The following is a 3,535-nucleotide window of genomic DNA, read 5'->3' on the forward strand; positions in this document are numbered from 1 at the left end:
GATGTGGGTAGCCCTGGGGGGCCGTGGTAACTTAAAGGGAGCGGTAATAGGCGCGCTGCTGGTAAATTGTGTGTATAGCTACTGTACCAGCGTATTTCCGCAGGGATGGCTGTTTATATTGGGTATGCTGTACATACTTACCGTACTGTATTTTGATAAAGGTTTCCTGGGCCTGTTTGAAAAAATAGGTTATAAAATAGGCATTAAAACAAATAGTGAAAAGTATGCTACTGGAAGTAAATGAGCTGGCGGTTTCTTTTGGCGGGGTGCAGGCCCTGAACCTGCAGCACTTTCAGCTGGAAGACCGGGAGCTGCGGGTGATCATTGGCCCTAATGGCGCAGGTAAATCTACATTCATGGATATACTCTGCGGCAAAACCAAACCGGATACCGGCAGCATTGTATTTAACGGGAAACCCACCAGGGGCTTAACAGAAGTGCAGATAGCGGAAATGGGCATCGGGCGTAAGTTCCAGAAACCATCCGTATTCCCCGGCCTCAGCGTGTACGAGAATATGCTGCTGGCCACGCGCATGAAAAAGGATGTGTTTACTTCCTTATTTTCCCGGATGCCCGCAGGCGTTCAGGAAAAAATTGAGGCGATGGCAGAGCGGGTGGGCCTCACATCCGCATTGCATAAACAGGCCGGCGCCCTTTCACATGGGCAAAAGCAGTGGCTGGAAATAGCTATTGTGGTGCTGCAGGATCCGCGTTTGTTGTTGATAGATGAACCGGCCGCCGGCATGTCTGACAAGGAAGCGGAAAAAACCGGCGAGCTGCTGCTGGAGCTGTCCAAACAGCACGGCGTTATAGTAATAGAACATGATATGCATTTTGTAAAACAGATCGCTACCAGGCTGGTAAGTGTATTGGTAAATGGTAAACTGTTAACGGAAGGGCCTTTTGAAGAAGTGAAGAATGATCAGCGGGTAATTGACTGTTACCTGGGCAGGGCCAATGCACAACTGGAAAAACTATAGGATTATGGAGCCAACAACACTGCTAACAGCCAGCAATATTATAACAGCATATGACCAGAGCACCATTTTGTGGGGCGTAAATTTATCGGTGCTGCAAGGCGCCGTTACCACGGTTATGGGCCGCAACGGCGTAGGCAAAACCACCCTGCTTAAAACCATTATGGGCCTGCAGAAAGCGCGGGAAGGGCAGGTGACCTTTAAAGGGCAGAACATTACCAACCTGGCGCCTTATAAAATAGCGCGTGCAGGCATTGGGTATGTGCCACAGGGGCGCGAGATCATTCCCAAGCTCACGGTACAGGAGAATCTGCAGCTTGGGCTGGAAGCCACACCGGACTATAAGCCCCGTATGCCGGAGGAAGAAATTTATACGCTGTTCCCCATCCTGAAAGAGTTCCGCCGCCGCGCCGGGGGTAATTTAAGCGGGGGGCAGCAACAGCAGCTGGCCATTGCCCGCACCCTTATCAGCGGGCCCGCCCTGTTGCTGCTGGATGAGCCTACGGAAGGTTTGCAGCCTTCCATTGCCATTGAAATAGGCGATATTCTGCGGCAGCTGGTTACCACAAAGGGAATGGCCGTATTGCTGGTAGAACAGAAAATAGACTTTGCCAAGCACGTAACCGACTATTTTTATTTTATGGAAAGGGGCAAAATGGTGAAAGAAGGCAATGCTGCTACGTTTGACTTTAATGAGCTGCAGGAACATATTGCTGTGTAACATCCCAAATAAAGGCGGCGCCTGCATTTGAATTTAACCGGCAGATTTGATATTTTAAGGGGCAATCTGTTTTACTTAATGAAAAGTGATTTTATGATCATATCAGAAGGCAATAAGATCTTTAAACACTTTACTATCCGGTATGGCATCGCTTTAACCTTCATAGCCGTGTTGTCCGTGGTGAGCCAGGTGCGCATACAGCAGCACCTGAACCGCTCCATGGACGATTCCCATGTAATTAACTTTGCCGCCCGCCTGCGTACCTACAGCCAAACGCTGAGCAAAACTGCGCTCATGCTGGAATATGGGTACGAATATGATATTAGCCGCAAAGAGTTTGTAAATACCCTTAAACAATGGGAAAAAGCGCAGGAAGGCCTGGAAATGGGCAGCCGCTTCCTGAACCTGCCTACGGAGAACATGGAGGAGATCAATACCATGTTTGACCTCATCAGCCATCCCCGCAAGGAAATGATGAATGCTGCAGAGCACATTGTAGCGGTGCTGGATACCTCCAAGGTATTTAATCCCCAGCTGATACGCCCCTATGTAAAAACCATCCTGGATTACGAGCAATCCTACCTGCTGGGCATGGAGCTGATCGTGTTTGATTATGACCGTTTTTCCAAAGAGCGTATCAGCCAGCTGAAACAGATCGATTACCTGATGCTGGCGCTGGTGCTGTTAACACTGGCGCTGGAAGCCATTTTTATTTTTTACCCCCTGGCCATTCACATTAAAAAAGTAGTGGTAGGATTGGTATCTTCAGAAGAAAGGTCAAAACTTTTATCAGAGGAGCTGCAGGATGCCAATGCCCGCATGGAGGAATCCTATAAGGAGCTGCGGGAAATGAACTATGCGCTGGACAAAGCCACCTATCTGGTAAAAACAGATCCCGAAGGAAATATTGTATATGCCAATGATAAGTATTGCCATGTTACCAAATACAGCATACAGGAGCTGCGCGGCAAACAGGTTTTTTACAATAACATGGGCGGCCGTGAAAGTGTGATCTATGAACACATCCGCGACATTAAAAAACAAACGGAAGTATGGCAGGATGAAATATTTGACACTGCATCCGATGGTACGGGCTTTTGGCTGGATGTTACTTTGATGCCGGTATTTGACAATGCCGGCAGTTTGTATCAATACCTGCTGATAGGCACTGATATTACCAACCGTAAAAATACAGAGCGGGAAAACCAGCTGCTGATGGAAGAAAAGATCCGGCGGGAAGGCGTGGAGCAAAAAATAAGGTCCTACGCCATCATTAACGGGCAGGAAAAAGAACGCAAGCGCATTACAGCAGAGATCCATGACGGAATTGGGCAAATGCTTACCAGCCTGCGTATGAAGCTGGAACAGATCCAGGACCGCAGCGGTACGCCCGACCCGGAGGTAGCGATGGTGAATATGATGCTGGCAAAGCTGATCACAGAAACGCGGCGCATTTGCTCTGACCTGCTGCCCAGCGTGCTGGAAGATTTTGGCTTGCTCTCCGCCATTGAAGACCTGGTGACCACCTGTAAGGATGCTAACCGTAAAATGGATTTTCTACTGGATACCAACATCCATCCCGGCCCGTTATCAAGAGAGCTGGAAATAAGCGTGTACCGCATTTTACAGGAAGGGCTGAATAATGTGATCAAACATTCACAGGCCTCCCGTGTGGAAATATTTATTGATACCTCCGGCCATTACCTGAACCTGATGATAAAAGATAATGGCAAAGGTTTTTATTTTGATAGCCAACAATTACATTTAAAGAACCTGGCCAGGAAAATGAACGGTATACGCGGCATGAAAGAGCGGGCGGAACTACTCAGCGGTACCT

3 protein-coding genes and 1 pseudogene are annotated in these 3,535 nt (G+C 48.4%); all 4 read left to right on the forward strand.

Annotated features, from left to right (window positions below):
• Positions 1–244 (forward strand): annotated as a pseudogene (locus tag VIM87_RS04270) (hypothetical protein); the annotation flags it as partial.
• Complete coding sequence (urtD, locus tag VIM87_RS04275) at positions 225–980, forward strand: urea ABC transporter ATP-binding protein UrtD (protein ID WP_331995777.1); 756 nt, start codon at positions 225–227, stop codon at positions 978–980. The pseudogene VIM87_RS04270 and the gene urtD, both read left to right, overlap by 20 nt.
• 4 nt (positions 981–984) lie before the next feature.
• Positions 985–1,698 carry an urea ABC transporter ATP-binding subunit UrtE gene (urtE, locus tag VIM87_RS04280; RefSeq protein WP_331995778.1) on the forward strand — a complete coding sequence of 238 codons (714 nt, stop codon included), beginning with the start codon at positions 985–987 and terminating at the stop codon, positions 1,696–1,698.
• A 93-nt stretch (positions 1,699–1,791) separates the two neighbouring features.
• Positions 1,792–3,535: PAS domain S-box protein (locus VIM87_RS04285; RefSeq protein WP_331995779.1), on the forward strand; the 1,744-nt coding region annotated here is incomplete at its 3' end.

The organism is Chitinophaga sp., from assembly GCF_036569125.1.
Taxonomy (GTDB): Bacteria; Bacteroidota; Bacteroidia; order Chitinophagales; family Chitinophagaceae; genus Chitinophaga.